Raw genomic sequence first — 17,530 nt, 5'->3', positions numbered from 1 at the left:
CTCACGACCATCGCTGGCAAAGTGGCCATGAGGGAATAGGAAGGAGGCCGGGCATGCTGGAGCGGCTGAACCAGGCCATGGAGCACATCGAGTGCCATCTCGACCAGGCCGTCGACGTGGAGGAGCTGGCACGCCTCGCGGCCACCTCGGAGCACCACCTGCGCCGGATGTTCTCCGCGCTGGCGGGCATGCCGCTGTCGGAGTACGTCCGGCGCCGCCGGCTCACCCTCGCAGGTGCCGAAGTACTCGCGGGGCGTGAGACGCTGCTGGAGATCGCGGTGCGCTATGGCTACAGCTCCGGCGAGGCGTTCGCGCGGGCGTTCCGTGCCATGCACGGCATCGGACCGGGCGAGGCCCGACGTACCGGCGCAGCGCTCACCTCCCAGTCCCGGATGGCTTTCCGCCTCACCATCGAAGGGAGCAGCAGTATGCGATACCGCGTTGTGGACAAGGCGGACTTCAACGTCGTCGGACTCAAGACCCGGGTACCGCTGGTGCATGCAGGGCCGAACCAGGCGATCATGGACTTTGTCCGTGGGATCGACCCGCAGACCCTGGAGCGCCTGGAGAAGCTGTCGGACCAGGAGCCGCACGGCATCGTCGCGGTCTGCGACGGCATGGACCCCAGCCGCGCCGAGGGCACTGAACTCGACTACCACCACGGCGTCATCACCTCCCCGGCCGCGCTGGAGGGCACGACCACGTTGGCCGTCCCGGCCGGCACCTGGGCGGTCTTCACCACCTCCGGGCCGGCACCGCAGGCCATCCAGGAGCTGTGGCGGGACGTGTTCACCGAGTGGTTCCCGTCGAACCCGTATCGCACCCGCACCGGCCCTGAGATCCTGCGCACCCGCCTGTCGCCGGAGAAGACTGAGGCCGACGCCGAACTGTGGCTCCCGGTGGAGCCCGAGCGCGGCTGAACACAGCGGCAAGCCCCCGGGCAGGCGTGTGCGAGCGCTTCGGTTGGCCTTTCGCGCCAACCGAACCAGTCGGACGCCGGCAAGATCAATCTCAGCGGCACTTCTTGTACCTCAACTACTCACGCCCGGTCTCGTGGGACGGCCCGTCCACCGGGACGGTGGACGGGCCGTGAGCTGGTCGGCAGGACAGGATCACGTCGCTGATCCCGGGTCGGTGAGGCGGGCTTCGAGGTCGGCGACGCGGCGGTCTTGGAAGCGGAGGTTGGAGCGGGCAGCCTTGAGCCGCTCGTCGAGCGTGCGGTTGTCGGTCGTGAGCTGGCGGACCCGCTGCTTGAGTGTGGTGTTCTCGGTGGTGATCCGCTGGATGGCTTCTTCTGTCCACTCGGCTTGCAAGTCCCGGATCTGGCCGAGGAGTTCACCAGTGCGGGCCCGTTGGGCGATGATCTCGCTGTGAGCCGCTTCGAGGGCATCTTCGGCGTTCAGGGCACGTTCGCGCCAGGTCGCCTCGCGCCCATCGTCCTCATCGGCGAGCAACTGAGTCCGGCGGTCTCCGGTCTCGGCCATCGCGGTGGCGATGGCGGCTCGGGCCTCGGCGTTGTCATAGAGGAAGGTGCGGGAGACGTCCGCGCGGCGGGCGACGGCGGTGACGCTGACCTGGGCTTTCTCGCGCCTGAGTCGGGTGATGGTTTCGCGGACCCGTTGGAGGACGGCCTCGGTCTTGTGGCGGCGGGCGGCCAGGGCAGCGGCGGTGCGGGGTTCCGGAACGGCAGCGGTCTTCATGCGATGTCCTGCTCGGGGTCGTTGTCGGTTGTGCACGTATCGCCGTACTCGCTCTGTTCGTCGGCGCCCGCGTCGGCGAGGTCGGCGGCGCGGAAGGCAGTGGACCACACGGGGTGGAAGTAGTCCTGGGGTTTGCGCAGGTCCAGGGCGAGGGCGTCGTCGAGGAGGCCGAGGCCGGCCAGGGCCTTCTCCAGGCCGTCGATGGCGCGGGCGGTGGGCTCGAAGTAGCGGTGCAGATAGTCGGCGGTGGCGTCGTCAGGGGCCCCTTCGGCCAGCAGTCGCCACTGTTCACGCTTGCGGCGCCAGTAGAGGAGGTCGGCGCCGGAGAGGACGAACTTGTCGCAGTTGTGGCAGTCGAGGTTCCAGGGACATGCGCCACCGTCGACGACCGGCTGGAAGGTGCAGAAGCCGCCCTCGGCGGGGGTGCTGCGGCGGGCCAGATCGATAGCGAGGGCTTGGGCCTGCTCGCGGGTAAGTGGGGTGGTCGGCTCGGTGAGGACTTCACCAGGGCTGGGGCTGCCGGGGCCGGCGACCCAGACGTGCTGGAGGACGTCCTCCAGATCGGATTGGGTCAGGTGGATGTAGTGCTCGGCCATTCGCTCGGAGACGTGGCCGAGGTAGCGGCGGACGTGCGTCAGGCTTGCCCCGGCCCGCAGCAGACTGGTCGCCAGACTGTGGCGGGCCTGGTGGGGAACCCAGCGGCCGATGTCGAGGTCGTCGATCCAGAGCTTGAAGCCCTTGTGGAACCACTTGTAGCTCAGCGGCCGATGGCCGTCGCGGTTACGGATGTTGGTGGGAAACAGCGCCATCTGGGCGCGTTCCTCGGTGGTGGGCGGCCGGTTGTTCCGGGCCTCGAACAGGGCCAGGGTCTTGCGCTGGCGGGCTTGAAGGAGCTGGTGGACCCGCTCCGGGATGCGCAGGGCCTGGTCGTAGTTGCCGACTTTCGTCTGGTCGTGCCAGAGCATGGGGAGTCCGCCGTAGCGGCCGAGGCAGTCCAGACGGAGCTGGAGGACTTCTCCGCAGCGGCGGCCGGTGACGATGATCGTCTCCCAGGCGTCCCGCAGGCCGCGGTCGAACGGGTCGTAAGTCTCGGAGAGGCCGCGCAGGTTGGTCTCGTCGGCGAGCGCGCGGGCGACGCCGTCGGCGAACGGCGGTCGCGAACGGCGGACTGTCCGCCCTGGCGAGGGCATGGCGGCGATGAACGCCCGGTCCAGGCCGATGCGTTCGGCCTCTCCCGACTCCATCGCCCCGCGCAGGAGGCGCCGGGTGCGGTGGAACACGCGCTGGCGGGTGTTGTCGGTCACGATCGACTGCTTGCCCGGGCGCCCTCTGGCCGCGAGCGAGACGAGGCCGTCCCGCTCGCGTTGCCGCTGGTCGGCGACGAACTGATGCATATGGTCTGCCGTCAAGGCTCGCGGGTCGTGGCCACCGGACGGCGCGTGGAGTTCCAGGAAGGTACTCAGCTCCAGACCGGCTCGGCGCATGTCGTCGAAAGTGCTTCCGCTGCGCGGACAGCCGGGAGAGCGCAGGATCGCGACGAGGTGGTCCCAGATGAGGTCGCGGAGCCATCGCTGGGAGACGCCCGTGAGGTCCATGTGAACCGAGCGGCCGGTGAGCTTCCGTCCGAAGTGCTCGGTGAGGATGTATCCGAGCTCGCGCGTATCGGCCAGCGTCACGTAGAGAGGCTGCAGCCAGCCAGCCAGCCAGCCAGCCAGCCAGCCAGCCGGCCACGGCCCGGACGATGTGGACCGCCTCGCGGCTGGCTGCCTTCTGCAGCAGCCGTTCCTCCTCGGGGCCCGCATCCGTCAGCGACCGCAGACCGTGCTCACGGGCGAAGTTCGCCAAGCCCTGCCAGGTGACCAGTTCCCAGCGGCCGTGAGCCTTCTGGGTGTAGGTGAACATGCCCCACTTGATCTCGGCCCGCAGCAGCGGATGCAGCCCCCGAAGATTGACCTGTGCAGGCCGGAGCACGGCCCCGGCACTCCCGCACCAGCGCCGGAACGTGAACTCGTCCTCGTAGCTGACCGGCGTGACCAATCCCCGGCGCCCGAAGCGGGTGCCCCACTGCGACGGCAGCGTCGCTCCTCCGTCCTTCCGCTCGATCCGCTGGACCCTCAAGTCCCCGACCACGATGTGCCGTACCACTCGTCCTCCGTACCGACTCCGGAACATGGCAGACGTTCCGGTCCCGGTCGGTAAACGAGCCCATGACGTCCATTCACAGACCCAGGCGGACATCACGGGCAGCACAACTCACGGTCGGTAAAGCCCACTTTACCGACCGTGGTTTGTGCTGTTCGTGATGTCCGTTCGAGCCTGTGGCGTGGACGTCATGGGCTTGTTTACCGACCGGGTTCAGGACGTTCGTCATGTTCTGGAGTCGGTACGGAGGACGAGTGGTACGGCAGCTTGTTGTTGGGGACTTGAGGGTCCAGCGGATCGAGCGGAAGGGCGGACGAAGGTCGTGGACCATCGTCTGGCCGGAGAGCACGCTCCACGCCGAGGCGGACCGGTTCCTGCGCGTCCATGACGGCTCAGGCACACAGAAAACCTACGCGTACTACCTGGTGGACCATCTGCGATGGCTGGAGCGCGAGTGCCTGGACTTCGCGACGGTCCAACTGCGTGACCTGGAAAGGTACATGGGCATCGTCGGCGCCGAGGTCCATATGCCGCTCGGGGAGCCGTGGCGGGTGGGTAAGCGTCCCTACGGTCGGTCCGCGCTGTCGATCGCGGCCTCCTGCCTGAAGGGCTTCTATCTGCACCAAGCCTCCCTCGGCGTCAACGTGGGCCTTGGTGAGAAGCTCGATGGCACGCGGCTGCCGTCGCGGGTGGACCGTCGCCGCTCGTTCCTCGGGCATGTGAAGTCCGCGATGCCGGCGAACCCGCTCGCGCCGAAAGGACCGCACCGCCGGCACCCGAAGATGCTGCCCGACGGGGCGAGGGAGAAGCTGCTGGAGACGGCGAACTCGGCCCGGGACCGGATGGTGGTGACCTGGCTGGCCGACGGTGGCCTGCGGATTGGCGAGCTCTGCGGGCTGCACCTGGCCGACCTGCACCTGCGCGAGAACGCGTCCTGCGGCGAGTGCCGCACCCCGCACCTGCACGTCTGCCACCGGCCCGGCAACCCGAACCGGGCCGAGGCCAAGACCAAGCACCCCTGGCAAGTCGAACACGGCACGGTCACCGGCGGGCTGATCAAACGGGTCAGCCCGGAGATGGTGCACACCTACTTCGAGTACCTCACCAGCGAGTACCCGCGCGGCGCCGGACACGGCATGCTCCTGGTCCAACTGCACGGTGCCAGCGCCGGACAGCCGTGGGCGCCGGTCGGTGCCCGGTGGATGCTCGGCCGGGCCGGGAAACGCGCCGGGCTCGGGCTGGTGAAACCCCATGCCTTCCGGCACACGTTCACCTCCGCGGTCCTCGACGCTGCCGACGGCAACCTGCTGATAGCCCGGGATGCCGGCGGCTGGGCCTCGGCCGCCACGGTCGACGAGGTCTACGGACACGTCGACATCCACGACCCCGCCTTCGACTCCGCTCTGCGCGCGGTCTGGGGTGAGACGCGGTGACCGCGCCTGTTCTGACCCCCCGGTGCGGGATAGCCGGGAGGGACGGGACCGGTTGGAGATCATGACCGCCCTGGTCAACTCTCCGTCCTTCGACCCCGTGTTCCGCTCGGAGATCGTCGAGATCCCACCGGACCACCCCGTCTACCGATGGGTCTGCCTGGTCACCGATTGCGAGCGACCGAGGGCGGGCCGGGGAGATCTCTGCGGCGCCCACGAGACTGCGTGGCGGCAGCTGCGCGCTGAGCGGTCCCGAGCGGACTTCCTGCGCACCGCCGATCTGGTCGGGCACGGCGAGGAACTGCGTGAGCGACTGTGTCGGCTTTGCCCCGAGCGGCCGTCGCGCCAGTTGACCTTGGAATTGTGTCACCACCACCAGTTCAGCTGGTATCACTACCGCGACCGACACGGAGACGCCGCCGACTTCGACACCTGGCTGGCCAAGCAACTGCCCCGGCCCGGATATGGACGCTGCAAAGCTGTGGTCTGCCCTGACCTGGCGGAATCGCCCCTGGGGCTCTGCTATCGGCACCACCGGCGCTATCTCAGGGAAGGACGGCCGGGCGGGGCGGTGCTGCCAGCGCAGTGGGGCAACCGCTACGAGCGGGTCGGTTCGCCAGTGCCAGTCTCCTACGACAACGAGTCGGACTTCCGGTGGTGGTGCTCAAGGACGGCGCCGGTATCCCGACCGGGTCAGATCAACCTCCGCGGCCTGCACTCGCTCCTGAGAGCCGAGATTCAGTGGGGACTGTTCGTCCATGCCCGTGGATCGGGCAGGCGTTGGGAACTCACCCAGATCCAGAGCCTGGCGGACTACTGCCGCGACCACGGATTTCACTCGCTCACCGACCTGGCCGCCGGCAGCGTGGACCCGGACGAGGAAGGGGGTCGGCTGACCACAGCCGGCCGGGACGCCTCCTACCTCGCCCGGATCCTCATCGACCTGCTCACCCCGCTCTATGTGACGCCGGAGCAGACCCGCGAGCAGGGTTACCTGAACACTGAGCACTTCGGCCGCAGGCTGAACAACCGGTCGCCACGCATCGACCTGACCTCGATATCTCAGCGATGGCTCCGCGACCTGGCCTGGGATCATTTCGCCGCGATACTGCGATCCCCGAGCTGCCCGCGCTCAGGTCACACCTTCGACGGCACCCGGCGAGCCTGCACCGAACTCAGCGCCTTCCTGGAGATCCAGGCCCCCGGCGGCGGTCACGACCCAAGGCTGCTTCGGCCGCACCACGTCCACGACTTCGCCGCCGACCAACGACTCCGCGAACTGGACGGACTGCCGTCCCTGGGAGTGAAAGGCCTGCACGGCAAACCGTCCATCGTGACCGCCTACACCCGCCAGATGGTCTTCACCCGCACCCGGCGGATCCTCCTGGAAGCCCTGGAATCCGGCGAAGCAGAACGGCTCGGCCTCGACCGGGGTTTCGTCACCGCCATGCCTTCTCCGGGCAGGATCATCACCCGGACACGGACCCCCTTCTCCGACGAAGTCGCCCGAGCCCTCGCCGCGGAGACGAACCTGCAGACGCTCGCCGCCTGCCACGACCCGGCCGACCGCGGACTCCGCGACGCCTGGGAGACCATCATCGTCACCGGACGGCGCTGCAGCGAGGTGATCAAACTGCGTCTGGATTGCCTGGGTCGCTACGGCGGGCTCCCCATGCTCTGGCACGACCAGACGAAGGTCGGCAACTACGACGCCGCGATCCGCATCCCTGAACAGCTCCACCAGCGGCTGGAAGCGCGACAGCGCAAGACCCTGGCGTTGTTCGCCACTCGCCACAACCGCCCGCCGACCCCGGAGGAACGCGCCCATCTGCCGCTGTTTCCCAGCAACCAGCGCAACAGCGACAGCCGTCGGCCCCTGTCCTACCAGTGGTTCCACCGGGGCTTCAAAGCATGGATCAACGGTCTCGACATCGGCCGGTGGGTGCCCCATCAAGCCCGGCACTCGCTGGCCACCAGCCTGCTGCGAGCCGGAGCGAGCCTGACCCACATCCGCCGCTACCTCGGTCAGGTATCCGAGCGCATGGCCGAGCACTACGTCCACCTCGCCCAGTCCGACCTGGAGAGCGTGCTCCAGCACGTCTGGGTGGCTGGCCCCGGCGCCGCCAACCCCGGCGAAATCCTCACCGACGACCTCACGCCACTCAACCAAGAACACGCCATGGCCATCGCGATCGACCTTGGCCGCCGCAGCACCCCCGCCGAGGGCGGCTTCTGCACCTTCCAGCCCGTCGTCGACGGCGGGGACTGCCCCTGGAGTCTCAACTGCCATTCCTGCGACAAGTTCGTCCTGTCCGGGGCCGATCTTCTCTACTGGAGGCGCAAGCGCGAGCAGTGGCGACTGCTGGCCGAGGGCGCCCCGGATGACGCCACCGCCGACTACCTGCACGCCTACTTCGAACCCACCGCCCGCGCCATCGACGGTCTGGAGAAGGCCCTGGCCGGCCTCGGCCTGCTCGACGACGCCCTCGCCCTGGACCTGCGCAAACCCCAGGACTACTTCCACCGCGTCTGGTCCACCGCCTTCCGCGCCGCCGACCTCGTCGACGCGGGCGCCGAAGGGGAGAGCGAGTACAGAAATACGTACACACCCGAGGACACCGCCCCCGAACAGGACGTCGCATGAACACCGTCCCCGAGCCCCGCACCGCCGCTGCCCTGGCAGCACGCCGCAGCAGGACCGATTCAGCCCTCCTGCGGGTTCGCGAGTCCATCACCCGGCTGCGGCGCGAGAAAGCCCAGGTCAGCGTCGCTGCTGTCGCCCGGCGGGCGAACGTCTCACGCACCTTCCTCTATGACAACCCCGAGGCCCCGGCCGCCGTCGCTATGGCGATGGCGGAGGCCGGTGACCGGCGGTCCCGGATGCTCGCCGAACAGGACGACGAGCGCGAGGCGACCTGGCGCGAGCGCGCGCTGAACGCCGAGGACGCACTCAAGGCAGCCCAGGCCGAGATCCTCGCCCAGCGCACCCGAATCGGCGAACTCCTCGGCCAGATAAGGGACTTGCAAGCCGAGTGGACCGAAGAGGCCATCCAGCGGATCACCACCGAGAACACCACCCTCAAACAAAGGGTCCGCCAACTGACCACCGACAACCGCACCCTCGACGAGCGGCTCAAAGCCGCCCGCTCTAACCTCCGCTTCCAGGGCCGACGCGTCGCCGACCTCGAAGCCCGCCTCACCGGGCCAGAACCACCGGCCTGATCGCATCCCGCTGATACCTCATGGCCCGTCCACCGCCCCGGTGGACGGGCCCATCCCGTGATCCCGCTGGCCAGGCCGAACGGGCCACCGTCAGATGAGGGGGTGGCGGCTCGTCCGTGCGGTCATTCGTGTCGCGGAAACGCGCCTCATGCCCCGGCGACTCCGTCGATGCGCTCTCGGATCAGATCGGCATGGCCATTGTGACGCGCGTACTCCTCGATCATGTGGACCATGATCCAGCGCAGCGACACGCCGTGATCGCCTACATGGCCAGCTTCCTGTTCGGACAGGCGACCGGAGTCGTCCAGTGATGCGGCGGCGATGAGCTCACGGCCGCGAGCGACTTCCGTTTGCCAGACAGTCGTCGCCTCGTCGAGTCCACGGTCCGGATGAAGACCAAAGCCATCAGCATTGCTCTCCCCGAAGACCGGGGACACGTCCTGGCCCGTGAACACGCGCTGGAACCAGTTGCGTTCCACTTCAGCCATGTGCTGGACGAGACCCAGCAGCGTCATCGACGACGGCGCCACCGAGGCCATTCGTAATTGATCATCTTTGAGGCCCGAGCACTTGAGGGCGAGGGTCGCACGGTGAAAGTCAAGCCATGCTTCCAGCATGGCGCGCTCATCAGCATGCGCGGGAGGGATGGGCCGTCCATCCGGTGTCGTAGTCATGACCGCACTCTGGCAGCAGCGGCCATGACCTGCGACCGTCTTCGCTGGCGACGAACACGCCTGATCGACGCCTCCCGAGGCAAGCCAAAACATCAAACTCACAGCGACAGCCCCATCCCATCGTCACGAACATGTAGTCTATGAATCGCCGCAGTTCAGAGCCGGTGCACGAGCTCCTGCGGTCGGTAAAGCCTGCTGGCAGAACCGCCCTCACGAGGGGCTGCGAGATCCCGACCATCCGGGCCGGCAGTTCACGCCGAACCAGAAGTACGCCGCGCTGGTCGAGGCCTGCGGCTACGTCCCTGTCGCTCTCAGCGGCCAGGACTACGTTGAACTCCTCCCTGCGGCCTGGCGGGCCGTCAACTCCTACGGCATCCGGATCAACAACCGCACCTACGACGTCCCCGAGCTGGGGCCGATGCGGCAACGCGACTCAGGGGTCACTGCCAAGCGTGGGCTCTGGGAAGTCCACCGTGACCCCTACGACGTCTCCCGCGTCTGGGTACGCAACCACCGCGGCGCAGGCGAGTGGATCCAGGCAACCTGGAAGTACTTGAACCGAGCGCCCGTTCCCTTCGGTGACCTCGCCTGGGACCACGTCAGCCACCAGCTGCCCAAGGCCACGGAGGAAGAACTCGCCGAGGCCGTCTCCGCTCTGCTTACCCGCGCCCACGCCGGTCCTGAACAGCCAGCGGCAAACAAGCGGAAGGCCAAGCGGTCCAAGGCGGACCGCCGTGTCACGGCCCGGACCAAGGCCACTGCACCGGCAGCAGCCACACCTCTGCCGCGACCGGAGACGCAACCCTCGCCGGAGCCGCCGGCGGAGGACGAGGAAACGATGGCCGAAGTGATCCCGCTGGGCATCTTCGACCCGCTTGAGGACCCCTGGAGACGTTCGTGAGCACGCCGCTGGCAGACCAGCCGGAAGACGATTTCGGCCGCTACCTGACAGCCCTGCCCGGCTGGCGCGAGTTCATCGCGGGGGCGATCAGCGAGCCGATGGCCATGGTGACGCAGGACGTGTACGACGCCCTGACCAAAGAGGACAGATACCAGTACGACGAGGACCGGCTCGACCACCATGCCCGCCTGCAGGTGGTCGCCACCTCAACCGTCCGGCACACCGTCACCTGCGGACGCCGCCTGGTCATCCTCAACCGCGGCGCCATCAGCGCCCGCCGGGGCCTCATCGTCACCGGCCCGGCCAACACCGGCAAAACGATCGCCCTGACCCAGCTCGGGCTGGCGCATGAGCTGCAGGACCGCCGCCGGCACCCTGGCCAGGACGAGCGCATACCGGTCATCTACATCACCGTCCCGCCCGCCGCGACACCCCGCATGATTGCCGCGGAGTTCGCCCGTTTCCTCGGGCTCCCGGTCCTGAGAAGCTCCAACATCACCGACCTCACCGAAGCCGTGGTCGGAGTCTGCACCAAGGCCCGCACCGGTCTCGTCCTGGTCGATGAGATCCACAACATCTCCCTGCACACCCGCACAGGAGCCGAAGCGTCGGACACACTCAAGTACTTCTCCGAGCGCATCCCCGCGACGTTTGCCTATGCCGGCATCGACATCGAGGGCAGCGGCCTGTTGTCCGGCACCCGCGGCGACCAGATCGCCGCTCGCTTCACCTCGGTGGCCACCCACCCCTTCCCCTACAACAAGGAGTGGAAGGGCCTGGTCGCGCAGATGGAGGCGAACCTCCTGCTGCACCAGCACACACGTGGCACCCTGACTCGCTTGGACCGCTTCCTGCACACCCGAACGGGCGGCATGATCGGCACCCTTTCCCATCAGCTCCGCGGAGCTGCCGTGGATGCCATCCTCACCGGCGCCGAGAAGATCACCAAGCCCGGCCTACTGGCAGTCGACCTGGACATCGCCTCCCGTCGCAGGCACCCCGGCGGGCTCTCGGACGCGGATAAGTGACCCACCCCACCGCGGACAACGAGCCGATCACCAAGCTTCCCTTCCAGGTCCGGCCGATTGCCGGTGAAGGCTGCTATCCCTTTGTCGCCCGCCTCGCCCGCGCCAACTGCCTTCCGCCCGCCTACCTGCGGCGCTTCCTCGCAGGACCGCCCAGATATCAGGGCCGTCCATCTTGGGCACGGATCGCCGCCGTCACCGGCCGTGACCCCGAACAGCTACGGAAGACGCTCGACACCGTCAAGTGCAAGAGATGCGGCTCCGAATTCGCCGTCACCCGCACGTTCGGCGTCATGCCCGTTTACTGCTCGACTCGTTGCCGCGTTCCCCAGAAGCATCACGTCATGGAACCCTGCCGAATCTGTCGGCAGCCGATGAAGATCCAGTTCGGTCAACGTCACCGGCTCTGTTCCTCTGGCTGCCGCAGAGTGGCCTACATCGAACGTCGTTCCCGCGAGGAGGACGCCGCTGACCGGCAGCCCTTCCGCGATTGCGCCGCTTGCGAAGGCCCCATGCCGCCGACCCCTCAAAGCGCCGACAAGCACACCTGCTCGGAGACATGCGAACTGCAGGTCTCCCGCTGGGACCGACTGATCGAGAGGGACGGGCTCCCCTGCCTTCCAGGACATGCGTGTTCTGCGGCATCCCGATAAAAGCGAAGTCGCTCGCCGATCCCCCTCGCCGCTGGTGCAGCCGCCGTTGCCGCACATGGTCGTCTGCGGGCGCTGACCCATCTATCTTCCTCGGGCCGGTGTCCTGCGGCCAGTGCCATAAACCGATTGACCGCCGCAAGGACGGCTGGACCCGACGCTGGTGCTCGCGCAAGTGCTACCGACTGTCCCGCGGCTGGCCTGAGCAGCCAAAGAAAGCTGCGCAGTCGAGCGGCTGATCGAGCAAACCGTCTGGCGCCTTCGCCCGAACGGCTGCCCGGCCCTCGCTCAGCTCTTCCGCTCACCCAGGACACAGAATTCGTTGCCCTCCGGGTCGAGGAGGGTCACCCAGTGCTGCTCGTCCTGCACGGTGTCGGCGCGCCGGGCACCGAGGGAGAGCAGCCGGGCGACCTCGGCCTCCTGGTCGTCGGGGCGGAAGTCGGGGTGGAGCCGGTTCTTCGATGTCTTGCCCTCGGGGACAGGCACGAAGAGCAGCCCCGGCACCTGGTCCGGCTCAGGCCGGATCTCGATGATCTCCTCGGATTCGTCGACCACTACCCAGCCGAGAGCCTCGGCCCACCAGCGCCCGAGGGCGATGGGGTCGGAGGAGTCGACGATGATCTGTTCCCATTCGAGTGCCATGGGGGTGAGCATAAACAGGGTCGGCTGGCTGCCAGGGCTGGGGGGTGACTGCCGTCGACCGCTGGTCCGGTGTGCGGATCGTGTCCCGCAGAGCGGTGAGTAGCGCGATGCGGTGGCAGCAAGTCGCGAGAAGTGATCGCTGCTACACCACTCCAGGGGACACCACCCAGACACGCAGCAAGGCAACAATCACAACGGTCAGCCTGCGCTGGCACAAACAGTCATGTGGTCACCCTTCGCTGACACAAACCAGCTTTGATCAACTCTCCCTGGCAATCGATCAACGATCGCTGTCACAGGTCAAGCAGTGACCGGTCGCGACGATTGCCAAGCGACCGGTTCCGATATATCGTTGATGCATCGTGACAGATCAGCAATGGAAGGAGCGTGGCGATGCGTTCACGTGGGCACGAGCATGACCACGGGCATGGACATGGGCACTGCGGGCCCGGGCATCACGGCCGGGGTGACTTCGAGGGGCGGCGGGCGGCCTTCGGGCAGTTCGGTCCGCCGTTCGGTGGCGGTCCCTTCGGGGGTGGCCCCTTCGGCGGCGGCCGCGGCCGGGGGGGTGGCCGGGGGAGGGCGCGCCGCGGTGACGTGCGTGCGTCGATCCTGGCGCTGCTGAAGGACCGGCCGATGCACGGGTACGAGATGATCCAGGAGATCGGCGAGCGCAGCGGCGGGGCCTGGCGGCCCAGTCCGGGCTCGGTCTACCCGACTCTCCAGCTACTGGAGGACGAGGGTCTGATCATCAGTGCCAGCGAGGGCGGCAAGAAGCTGTTCACGCTGACCGACACCGGTCGCACGGAGGCGGAGTCGGGGCCCGATGCGCCCTGGGAAGAGGCCGGTCGCGGAGTCGACTGGGAGAGCGTCAATGAGGTCAGGCAGGCCGGTTTCGGTCTGATGGAGGCGTTCGGTCAGGTCTGGAAGACCGGCTCGGCCGACCAGCGTCAGAAGGCGCTCTCGGTCATCAATGACGCCCGTAAGAAGCTCTATCTGATCCTCGCCGACGAGCGCTGAGCCCGTGGGGCGAGGTGTGAGGCGAAAGGTGCAGAGTGTCAGGGGCCTCGCGGCCGAGCCGCGAGGCCCCTTCCCCGTTCGTCCGGTGGCTGTCAGGCCGCGACCAGCCCGCCCAGTTTGCGCAGTGATTCGACGAGCGCGGCGGTCGCCGAATCCTTGAGTTTGCCCGCCATCAGGGAGACCGCCGCGCCGGTGAACTCCCCGTCGATCCGTACCGTGGTCGCGTCTCCGTCGGGAGTCAGTGAGTAGCGCATGGCCAGGTTGACGCCCATCGGCCCCTTGCCCTTGGTGGTCAGCAGGCGCGCGGTCTCCAGCTCCGCCACCGTCCAGGTCACCTCTGCGGGGAAGCCCATGAGCTTCATGTTCTCCTCGTAGGTGGCCGCGACTTCGAGTGCCGCCGGGCCTCCCTTGGGGAAGCTGGTGTGGGTGGCGTTCCACTGGCCGTACGCAGTGAAATCCGTCAGCTGGGCCCAGACCTTCTCGGCCGGCGCTTCGATGCGTGCCTCTGCGCTGACTTCGGCCATGCGACCACCCCTTCTCGGCGGGTTACGGTGTCGCGGAACGTAGCTGCAGTGACGACAACATTCAATAGTGATGAACCGTCAGATCTATGGGAGCCCGTCCTCCGGTCCCGTCCGCCAGATCAGTGCGGCATCGAACCGGTCGCAGGCGCGCGGGTGCGGGCCGTCGTCGTGGCGGTGGAACGCGGCCCAGAAGAGGTCGGCGCGCAGTGCGTCCGCTGGCGCGTGGACCCGGTAGACGTACTCCCGCCCGTCGAGCGCCGGCAGGGCGACCAACCAGGACACGTCCGCAGACTCCCTTCCGGTTGCCGTAGGGGTGGTGTGGCCTGTGGGACGTACGGGGGCGGCTCCCGGTTGCTGCGTGAGTCACTGTTGCAAGGCGGCGCGCGCGGTTCTTCCGGATCGGATCTTGAGACGGCGAGATCTCATCCGTAAGGAGGAGGAGCCGTTCGGGTGTGCCCAACTTGCGTGGGATGCCTAAATGGGCCCCTCCGGCGATGCTTCGGTGCTGTGGGACTGATGGGGTGAGAGGTGTGCAAAACCGGACGCCGCGGATCCCTCAGCAGCCCGCACCGAACCGTGCTGAGTTCGACGCCAGACTCACTGTGGAGCTGGCCGCGGTGGTGACGGGTGCCCGCAGGCGCGCACTGCGCGACGGCGACCGGCAGATCGACACGGCGCATCTGCTGCACTCCCTCATCGAATCGGACCCCGAGGTGCGGGCGGCCTTCGAGGGCGGACCCCAACTGGCCAAGGTGCTCGGGTATCTCGTCCAGCGCAGTATCGGCTACGGGCTCCGCTGGCAGAGTGCGGTGGAGGACTCCGGCGCTGTTCCGGTCGTCCGGGGCCCGGACTCCGCTGTGCGGGACACGGGCGTGGAAGGCTGGTCGCCCTCGGCCGCCACGGCGATGGCGGGAGCCCTGGAGCGGGCGGAGCTGCGGGGAGAAGTGAGGGCCGGCGGGCTCGATCTGCTCGCGGTGCTGGCCAGGGACCACGAGTGCCGGGCCGTCGAGGTGCTGGAGCGGGCCGGTGTCGACGCGGAGCAGCTTGCGGCCCGGATCGTGGGGGCGTCCGGCCAGGGGTGGCGGGGCGCCGGGGACTGACGGCCCGAGGTGCGGGCGCCGATTCAGCGTGGCGGTTCGGTCAGGGACTTGAAGGCCGGGCGGAGCAGGGCGGCGATGCGGTCGGCGGGGGCGTCGCGGAGGACGTCGAGGCCGAGGAGTTGGTGGCCGATGGTGACGCCGATCATGGTGGTGACGACCAGCGCGGCGCGCAGTTCCGGATCCTCGGCCTCCGGCAGCGCCGCCCCGATGCTGCCGATCTGTCGGCCGAGGCTCGCGCGGGCGTGATCGGCTGCGGCCGGATCGGTGAGCATGGAGCGCATCATCGCCAGCGTGCCGTCGGGGAGACCGCCGAGCTTGAGGCCGAGCGTGGCGATCAGCTGATCCACCAGGGCGTCGCCGTCGCTGTCGGTCGGCAGCGACGGCGACGCCTGCACGGCCCGGGTGAACAACTCGCGTTTCGACCCGAAGTACTGCATGACCAGAGCCGGATCGACGCCGGCAGCGGCTGCCACGGCGCGGATCGTGGTGCGATCGAAGCCCCGCTCGGCGAACAGCTCACGGGCGCCGTCGAGGATGCGTGCCTCGGTGGCTCGGCGGCGGTCGGTGCGGGAGAGGTGAGGGGCGGTCACGTATTCACTCTACAGATGTTGACCGAAGCCTTGGAGGGCTCGTACGGTCATTGAGTCAACGCGCGTTGAGTAACTGGAGTGAGCAGTGGACGGAGTGAGTTCCGTGCCGGGGCTTCGGAAACCCTCGGCCCGTACGCCCCGCGAGGTGCTGGGCCGCTACCACCAGGCCATGCTCGACAAGTCCGCGGACGGCCTCGCCGACCTGTACGCCACGGACGCGGTGCACGAGTTCCCGTTTGCGTCGCCTGGGTTTCCCTCCCGCTATGAGGGGCGCGAGGAGGTGCGTGCCGGATACCGGGCCGCCTGGGGTGCGAGTCCCGTCCGGGTGGAGGCCATCGAAGATGTGGAGATTCACGAGACCGCCGATCCGGAAGTGGTCATCGGCGAGCACATCGTGGTCGGCGCACTGCCGGACGGAGGAGACACCTTCACCGTGCCCGGTGTGCTGGTCGTCCGCGTCCATGACGGACTGATCACGCGGGTCCGTGACTACATGGACGGCCTGACCGTCGCCGGGCTGGGCGAGCTGATGGTGGGGGGCCGCGGTGGGGTCGAAGATCGGAGGAGACCGTCGGGGGTGGAGCCGAGTGTCTGACGGAGGGTGCCGCGGTGGAGCCGAGTGTCTGACGGAGGGTGCCGCGGTGGAGCCGAGTGCCTGATGGAGAGCGCACGTCAGGGGTCACCGGAGTGACGCTCCTGACTTCAGCTGTCATGATGTGCCGATGCACGCGTCTCAGGGGAGAAGCGCCAGCCTGGGACTTGCCTTGGTGTCGGCGTTCGCATTCGGTGGTTCAGGGGTGGCGGCCAAGCCGCTCATCGAGGCAGGGCTCGATCCGCTCCACGTGGTGTGGCTACGGGTGGCGGGCGCCGCGCTCGTCATGCTGCCCGTCGCCTGGCGGCACCGGGATCTCGTACGCAGCAGGCCGGTCCTGCTGCTCGGGTTCGGGCTGCTCGCCGTCGCGGGTGTGCAGGCATTCTATTTCGCCGCGATCTCTCGTATCCCCGTCGGTGTCGCGCTTCTCGTGGAGTATCTGGCGCCCGCGCTCGTTCTCGGCTGGGTCCGCTTCGTCCAGCGCCGACCGGTCACCCGGCGCGCCGCGGTCGGTGTGGTGCTCGCCGTCGGGGGGCTCGCCTGCGTGGTCGAGGTCTGGTCGGGGCTGAGTTTCGACGTGGTCGGGCTGGTGCTCGCGCTCGGTGCCGCCTGCTGTCAGGTCGGTTACTTCGTCCTGTCGGACCAGGGGAGCGCGGACAAGGCGAAAGGTGCGGAACCGCCGCATCCGGTTGGTGTCATCGCGTACGGACTGCTGATCGGCACGGTCGTTCTCACCGTGGTCGCGCGGCCGTGGAACATGGACTGGTCGGTTCTGGGCGGCACTGCGGGCATGGACGGCACGGACGTTCCGGCATGGCTTCTGCTCCTGTGGATCGTGCTGTTGGCGACGGTGCTCGCCTACGTCACCGGCGTGATCTCGGTACGGCTGCTCTCGCCCGCGGTGGCGGGTGTCGTCGCCTGTCTCGAGGCGGTCATCGCGACCGTGCTCGCCTGGGTAATGCTCGGTGAGCACCTGTCGGCACCGCAGCTCATCGGCGGTTCCATGGTGCTGATCGGTGCCTTCATCGCCCAGTCGGCGACGCCTCGTACGCCCTCCGGCCCCATCACGTCGGGGCCGGGCGGCGGACAGATCGCCGGAGCGGACGGGGGTCGTGCCGCCGCCGAGGGGGAGTTGTCCACGGGTCGCGCCACGACGTAGTGTGACGCTCATGTATACGACTGTGCTTTCGCCGCCCGCCGCCTGACACGGGCGGCGGCCAACTCCTGACGAAGACCGGGCTCGGGTAGTCCCCGGGCGGTCCGTCGCGGCCCGTGTGCGGAGCTGAGCGACCACCTTCCTGTCTTCATCCGGAGAAGC

At 68.2% G+C, this 17,530-nt stretch carries 17 protein-coding genes; 10 read left to right on the top strand and 7 right to left on the bottom strand.

Features of this window, described 5'->3' with window-relative positions:
- Positions 1 to 53: 53 nt before the first annotated feature.
- On the top strand, positions 54 to 920 hold the full coding sequence (locus OH735_RS05320) for a GyrI-like domain-containing protein (protein WP_406379900.1): 867 nt from the start codon (positions 54 to 56) through the stop codon (positions 918 to 920).
- 192 nt (positions 921 to 1,112) lie between these two features.
- Here OH735_RS05320 and OH735_RS05315 read toward each other — a convergent pair whose 3' ends face one another.
- A complete protein-coding gene (locus OH735_RS05315; RefSeq protein ID WP_406379898.1) occupies positions 1,113 to 1,700 on the bottom strand; it encodes a DUF6262 family protein in 588 nt (195 codons plus the stop codon).
- The gene (locus tag OH735_RS05310; protein WP_406379896.1) at positions 1,697 to 3,376 is read right to left on the bottom strand and encodes a tyrosine-type recombinase/integrase; all 1,680 of its coding nucleotides are present in this window, start codon (positions 3,374 to 3,376) and stop codon (positions 1,697 to 1,699) included. The genes OH735_RS05315 and OH735_RS05310 overlap by 4 nt, the downstream gene beginning before the upstream one ends.
- 747 nt (positions 3,377 to 4,123) lie before the next feature.
- On the opposite strand from OH735_RS05310, the gene OH735_RS05305 reads away from it, so the two are divergent.
- From OH735_RS05305 to OH735_RS05295, 3 genes are all read left to right on the top strand, one after another.
- Positions 4,124 to 5,275 carry a tyrosine-type recombinase/integrase gene (locus tag OH735_RS05305; RefSeq protein ID WP_406379895.1) on the top strand — a complete coding sequence of 384 codons (1,152 nt, stop codon included), beginning with the start codon at positions 4,124 to 4,126 and terminating at the stop codon, positions 5,273 to 5,275.
- Positions 5,276 to 5,336: 61 nt separating this feature from the next.
- On the top strand, positions 5,337 to 7,916 hold the full coding sequence (locus OH735_RS05300; protein ID WP_406386419.1) for a tyrosine-type recombinase/integrase: 2,580 nt from the start codon (positions 5,337 to 5,339) through the stop codon (positions 7,914 to 7,916).
- A complete protein-coding gene (locus OH735_RS05295) occupies positions 7,913 to 8,494 on the top strand; it encodes a DUF6262 family protein (protein ID WP_406379893.1) in 582 nt (193 codons plus the stop codon). Before OH735_RS05300 ends, OH735_RS05295 begins: the two co-directional genes overlap by 4 nt.
- A gap of 146 nt (positions 8,495 to 8,640) precedes the next feature.
- On the opposite strand, the gene OH735_RS05290 is transcribed toward OH735_RS05295, so the two are convergent.
- Positions 8,641 to 9,168, bottom strand: coding sequence for a DinB family protein (locus OH735_RS05290; protein ID WP_406379892.1), 528 nt, complete (start codon positions 9,166 to 9,168; stop codon positions 8,641 to 8,643).
- Between the two features lie 91 nt (positions 9,169 to 9,259).
- Here OH735_RS05290 and OH735_RS05285 point away from each other — a divergent pair, with 91 nt between their 5' ends.
- Both OH735_RS05285 and OH735_RS05280 read left to right on the top strand, forming a co-directional pair.
- Positions 9,260 to 10,069, top strand: coding sequence for a Mu transposase C-terminal domain-containing protein (locus OH735_RS05285; RefSeq protein WP_406386417.1), 810 nt, complete (start codon positions 9,260 to 9,262; stop codon positions 10,067 to 10,069).
- Entirely contained in the window at positions 10,066 to 11,097 is a 1,032-nt protein-coding gene (locus OH735_RS05280; RefSeq protein WP_406379890.1) for a TniB family NTP-binding protein, read from the top strand. Before OH735_RS05285 ends, OH735_RS05280 begins: the two co-directional genes overlap by 4 nt.
- Before the next feature lie 935 nt (positions 11,098 to 12,032).
- Here OH735_RS05280 and OH735_RS05275 read toward each other — a convergent pair.
- Positions 12,033 to 12,386 carry a VOC family protein gene (locus OH735_RS05275; RefSeq protein WP_197287773.1) on the bottom strand — a complete coding sequence of 118 codons (354 nt, stop codon included), beginning with the start codon at positions 12,384 to 12,386 and terminating at the stop codon, positions 12,033 to 12,035.
- 393 nt (positions 12,387 to 12,779) lie between these two features.
- Between OH735_RS05275 and OH735_RS05270 the strand changes: the two genes are divergently transcribed.
- Positions 12,780 to 13,406 (top strand): PadR family transcriptional regulator, encoded by a 627-nt coding sequence (locus OH735_RS05270; protein WP_406379888.1) that lies wholly within the window; start codon positions 12,780 to 12,782, stop codon positions 13,404 to 13,406.
- Positions 13,407 to 13,498: 92 nt separating this feature from the next.
- Here the strand turns inward: OH735_RS05270 and OH735_RS05265 are convergent, their stop codons facing one another.
- The gene (locus OH735_RS05265) at positions 13,499 to 13,930 is read right to left on the bottom strand and encodes an SRPBCC family protein (RefSeq protein ID WP_406379886.1); all 432 of its coding nucleotides are present in this window, start codon (positions 13,928 to 13,930) and stop codon (positions 13,499 to 13,501) included.
- Positions 13,931 to 14,014: 84 nt separating this feature from the next.
- The gene (locus OH735_RS05260; RefSeq protein WP_406379885.1) at positions 14,015 to 14,212 is read right to left on the bottom strand and encodes a hypothetical protein; all 198 of its coding nucleotides are present in this window, start codon (positions 14,210 to 14,212) and stop codon (positions 14,015 to 14,017) included.
- Between the two features lie 248 nt (positions 14,213 to 14,460).
- Here OH735_RS05260 and OH735_RS05255 point away from each other — a divergent pair, with 248 nt between their 5' ends.
- Positions 14,461 to 15,030, top strand: a complete 570-nt coding sequence (locus tag OH735_RS05255) for a Clp protease N-terminal domain-containing protein (RefSeq protein WP_406379884.1) — start codon at positions 14,461 to 14,463, stop codon at positions 15,028 to 15,030.
- 23 nt (positions 15,031 to 15,053) lie between these two features.
- Here the strand turns inward: OH735_RS05255 and OH735_RS05250 are convergent, their stop codons facing one another.
- Positions 15,054 to 15,620 (bottom strand): TetR/AcrR family transcriptional regulator, encoded by a 567-nt coding sequence (locus tag OH735_RS05250; protein WP_406379882.1) that lies wholly within the window; start codon positions 15,618 to 15,620, stop codon positions 15,054 to 15,056.
- Between the two features lie 103 nt (positions 15,621 to 15,723).
- Between OH735_RS05250 and OH735_RS05245 the strand changes: the two genes are divergently transcribed.
- Both OH735_RS05245 and OH735_RS05240 read left to right on the top strand, forming a co-directional pair.
- On the top strand, positions 15,724 to 16,215 hold the full coding sequence (locus OH735_RS05245) for a nuclear transport factor 2 family protein (RefSeq protein WP_406379880.1): 492 nt from the start codon (positions 15,724 to 15,726) through the stop codon (positions 16,213 to 16,215).
- A gap of 127 nt (positions 16,216 to 16,342) precedes the next feature.
- A complete protein-coding gene (locus tag OH735_RS05240; protein WP_406379878.1) occupies positions 16,343 to 17,371 on the top strand; it encodes an EamA family transporter in 1,029 nt (342 codons plus the stop codon).
- The last annotated feature ends 159 nt before the right edge of the window (positions 17,372 to 17,530 follow it).

Source organism: Streptomyces sp. NBC_01618, assembly GCF_045209435.1.
Taxonomy (GTDB): Bacteria; Actinomycetota; Actinomycetes; order Streptomycetales; family Streptomycetaceae; genus Streptomyces.
This window is presented reverse-complemented; position numbering and strand designations above follow the sequence as displayed.